Source organism: Synechococcus sp. R8-2 (genome assembly GCF_047461715.1).
Taxonomy (GTDB): domain Bacteria; phylum Cyanobacteriota; class Cyanobacteriia; order Thermostichales; family Thermostichaceae; genus Thermostichus.
On sequence record NZ_JANSHQ010000091.1, the window covers coordinates 1 to 4,679 of the forward strand.

General features: G+C 55.0%; 2 protein-coding genes and 1 tRNA gene. 2 read left to right on the top strand and 1 reads right to left on the bottom strand.

What is annotated here, in order from left to right; translation table 11 throughout:
• Positions 1–941: 941 nt before the first annotated feature.
• Positions 942–3,641, top strand: coding sequence for an ATP-binding protein (locus NW819_RS02560; protein ID WP_414412795.1), 2,700 nt, complete (start codon positions 942–944; stop codon positions 3,639–3,641).
• Here NW819_RS02560 and NW819_RS02565 read toward each other — a convergent pair.
• A tRNA-Arg gene (locus tag NW819_RS02565) sits at positions 3,603–3,675 on the bottom strand. The genes NW819_RS02560 and NW819_RS02565 overlap by 39 nt on opposite strands.
• A gap of 485 nt (positions 3,676–4,160) precedes the next feature.
• On the opposite strand from NW819_RS02565, the gene NW819_RS02570 reads away from it, so the two are divergent.
• Positions 4,161–4,598 (top strand): hypothetical protein, encoded by a 438-nt coding sequence (locus NW819_RS02570; protein ID WP_414341644.1) that lies wholly within the window; start codon positions 4,161–4,163, stop codon positions 4,596–4,598.
• Positions 4,599–4,679: the final 81 nt, after the last annotated feature.

The window sequence follows — 4,679 nt, forward strand, 5'->3', positions numbered from 1 at the left end:
CAAACTGGGAGAAACTTCACAAACCACAGCAATAACCTTGAATTCTTCGGTTGGAAAATGATTGAGTTGAGCTAGGAAAAAATAGGGAGAAGTCTGCTGAGAAAGGTCAAAGGGATCCCTTCGCTCGCCATGCCGCGGGCCAGCCCATCAACCCAACTCAGAGAATCCAGAAAACCTAACAGCAGGCTAAACAGACTATCCTGTTGCCATCGCCAACATCGGGCAACTTTGCAAGAGATACCCGGGGAAAGGAAAACTTAAGCCAAAGCCCAAGGAAGTGAAGACAACCTCGGCCCTGCTAATTGTCCAGATCCAGATCTAGCAATCTTCTGTTTCCCCGTCCGCTAACCAAATGAAGAGGGCAACGGCACCTTGAGAAGCCGCGCCAGGGCGAACAGGAAACCGTCAACCCATCGGGAAAATCTGAATACAGGTCTTACTACAGATAAACCCAAACTCGAGAGCAGGAGAAGTTTTCTGTGATTAAACGTCAGGCTTAACGTTGCACAGGAAAGCATAAAAAAGAGAAAACGCTTCACGCAGGCTAAGGGCAGGATCACACCGAGAAAGCTCAACGCAACGTCAACTCTCGCAAGAGCGCAAAGACATCTCGAAGCCTGCCCTGACCCTACCTGCCAGGGGGATCCCACCACTTGGGATCCGAAATGCAACTGACGATACTATAGCAGAGGCACCCCCCTTTCCCACAAGCCCGGCCCAGAGTTCCCCGGTCGCATCAGCAGGGTAGCCTTCTCCCCGTGGGTTTGAAGCCTAGCTCAGGCTGAAGGGTTGGTGTCAAAGAATACATTTCCAAAGTCATTCTGGAGCCATGCTTAAGGTTAGAAATTTCTAACAATTCGAATAGTAGGATCCCTCACGTCTCCTAAAAATCGTCCACAATGAAGCAGGGCTTGCGGCAAATTAACCGTCTGGTGAGGGAGATGGCTTCAACTCGATACCGCCTGGTGCCGGTGCGGCCAGGAGACGGCAGCTTTTATCCAGAGCATCTCTATTTGGCCTTAGAAGCCACCCAACTGGGCTATTGGCAACTGGATCTGCGCACCTGGGAGTTGAGTGCTTCTCCCCAGTGCAAGGCCAAATACGGGCTGGATCCCGGCCAAGATTTCACCCTGGAAGTGTTTTTGCAGCACGTTCACCCGGAAGATCGCCAAAGGGTGAAAGAAGCTTTGCAGACGGCTGGGCCCAGGGCGGTAGAGGGGGATCCCAACTTTTCGCTGGAATATCGGGTTTACCAGGCCGACGGCCAGATGCGCTGGCAGCTTTCCCAGGGGATTGTGCTCTTGGGGCCGAAAGGGGATCCCGGCCAGGTTGTCGGGGTGACCCTGGATATCAGCGAGCGCAAGCAATTAGAGATCACCTTGGCCGAGCGAGAGCGCCACTATCGCCAGCTCCTGGAAGCCCTGCCCGACATGCTGCTTCGTCTGGATCGCCAGGGCCGATGTCTGGAGTTCAAGCCGCCCAGCCATTTTTCTGTCCCCCATCCCCCTGCCTACTACCTGGGCAAAACTCCTGAAGAGCTGTTTCCTGATACCGGTTGCACCGGTGGGGCGGAACCCATAGCCCAAGCCATTCGCGAGCATCTGGAGCTGGCCTTGGCAACCCGGCAAGCTCAAGAGATCGAATACCCCTGCCCAGAGGGATCCCCTCAGCCCCAATATCGCCAGGCCCGCATCGTTCCCTTTGGGGAAGATCAAGTGCTGGTGATCATCAGAAACATCACCCCTCGCAAGCAAGCCGAGCTGAAACTGCAGCGGCAATTGCAGCGAGAAAGACTGTTTAATCAGCTCATTCAGGCCATCAACACCTCTCTGGACTTACCCACCCTATTTGATGTGGCGGTGCGGGAAGTGGGGGCAGTGTTGCAGGCAGCACGAGTTACCCTTTATCAGTACCTGCCCGCTGAGGCCGTGTGGTTGGGCATTGCCAGCCATAGCCGATTTCCTAATTTGCCCAACAATCTGAACCTGCGACTGCCGGATAGCAGGGATTTTATGGTTTTCGATCATTTGAAACGGCTGCAAATTTTTCATGTCCAGGATCCGGAGCAGATTGCCGATCCCTTTGCCATTTATGAGAAGCGAGAATACCAACTGGGCCCTTGGCTGGTGATCCCGGTGGCTTGTCAGGAACAAATGTGGGGCGGGCTATCGCTGCGGCGCCTGACCTCAGATCCGGATTGGCAAACCGATGAGATCGAGTTGGCCAAGGCCATTGGGGAGCACCTGGCAGTGGCCATTCAGCAGGCAGAGCTTTATCAAAAGCTGCAGCAGGCCAATGCTGAATTGGATTACCAAGTGCGGGTGCGCAATGCAGAGCTCGAACAAGCTTACAACGACGAAGCGCTACTCCAGCTCATCACCGAAGAAATTCGCTCCACTTTGGACGAACAAAAAATCTTGGAAACGGTGGCCCGAGAATTGGCCCTCAGCTTGAACCTATCCAATTGCGCCATTGCCCTGTATGACCCAGAGCGGCAGGTCAGCGTTTTGGCGGTGGACTATTTGGCCGGAGAAGGGATCCGGCGCTTCCCCCTGGAGGTTTCGTTTGCGGATTTCGCCCATGTGCTTCGTCAGCTCCAGCGCGGACAGCTCTGCCAATTGAGCAACTTCCATCACCCCTGCTGGCCCAACCACGACCGCTACACCCTGATCATCGCTCCCATTTGCGACAAAAGGGATCTGACAGCTCAACACGAGGAACTGCTTGTTTTGGGGAATATTTGTGGATCCCGTCCACCGGGGCAGATATTTACCGAGCGGGAACAACAGCTCATCCAACGGGTAGCCGGCCAATGTGCCATCGCCATTCGCCAAGCACGTCTTTATCAAACAATCCAGCGTCAGGTGCAACAGTTGCAGGAGCTCAACCAACTCAAAGATGAGTTTCTGCACATGGTCTCCCACGAAATGCGCACACCTCTCACCAACATGAAGCTGGCTATTGGGTTTCTATCTAAAGCCAACCTAACTGAGCGGGAAAGGCGCTACTTTCAAATTTTGGAGATGGAGACCAACCGCGAGCTGGAGTTAATCAACGACCTGTTGGAATTGCAAGCCCTCGAATCCGGAAACAAAGTCCTCAGACTTACCTGTTTATCTCCCCAGGAATGGATCCCCAATCTTTGCGAGCCCTTCCGGCTGCGAGCTGCCCAACAGGGCCAACAGTTTCAGGTGGAATGGGATCCCGACCTTTGGCCCCTCTGCACGGATGAGAGCCTCTTGTCGCGGGTGGTCAGCGAGCTTTTAAACAATGCGTGCAAGTACACCCCCACTGGGGAAAGCATCTATTTGAGTGTGAGCCAGGCTAACTCCAATGGCCGTCCCGGCTGGCTGATCACGGTGCGCAATACAGGGGTGGAAATTCCTGCAGAAGCGTTGCCCCGCCTTTTTGAAAAGTTCTATCGCCTCCTCCAGTTGGATTGCCGCAACGCCGGGGGAACGGGCTTGGGTCTATCGCTGGTTCAAAAGGCAGTGGAGCTGATGGGCGGATCCCTGCGGGTGGAAAGCCACTCCCGGCAGGTGATTGCTCAGGTGTGGTGCCCCCACCAGGGCAGCCTGCCGGAAACCCAAAACAGAGCCCAGCGCCTTGCGCAGGACTCGAACCTGCAACCATCGACTTAGAAGGTCGGTGCTCTATCCTTTGAGCTAGCAAGGCCGAAGAAAAGGATGCAGAGCCATTATATCCCCGACCAAGTTCCCAATCCCCAACCCTGCCCACCTGCCTCTGGCTTGGATTTCCGCAGTGTTGCTTGGGCAAATTGCGCGGTTTGCCTTGGGGAGCCAGGGCGGGATCCCTTCACCATGGGAATGTTGGTTTTCGCTCAGGATATGAACGTCAAAGAGATCGTCTGCCAAGCTCTTGGAACGGGACGTCTGGGCGTCTCTCAGGAAACTTGACTGTACGGATAAGGAAGACTTGCAGACGGCAGATGCTTTGAGCAGATGCTTTGATCAGTGCCTTTTTGGATGGCGCTGTGCAGCGGGAGAGCCACAACTGGGCTCCCTGTGAATCGATCCCTTAAAATGGGCGAGCCGAAAGCAGAAAAGTACTCGTTTGAGTTCGAGGATCCCATGCAACCGAGCTATTGCGTCGGAGATAAGTCCAAAATGGGTGTTGAGGTGTCGAAAATTGGGATCCCCATGCCCTTGCTCCCTGATCCTGGCTCAGCTGCGGAAAAGAAAGCTGCCTCTGGCACTCAAGCTCTGTCTCCGGCAGCCAAGCGCCTGTTGCGCCTCTACCACGGCGGTAGCTTCATCTTTCTGGGCCTGTTGTGGCTGGTGGTCGGGATCCCCAGTCTCTGGGCTTTGCGAGCGGATATAGCCCGCCTGTGGGATTACTTTACTTGGACGGGCCTGCGATATGCCCTGTTTCACCGCCCAGGATGGCCCACCTTGGGGTTATTGCTCTGTGTCAGCTTCACGATGGGGATCCTGATTGCCCAAAGCCGCTATGAGCTGTTCGGCCTGTATCCGGTGGAGCGTCTCATGCTGGAGCAGCAATCCCGCTGGATCCTATCCTTGCCGGTGTGGCATCCGCTGCGGCGCTGGTTGGTGCGCAGGTTGGATACTCAAGATTAGGTTTTGGCTGCTACTTGGGATCCCTGCCGGCACCGAGGCAAAATCTCGTTTGCGTGCGGGTAAACTACCCGACTCCGACCG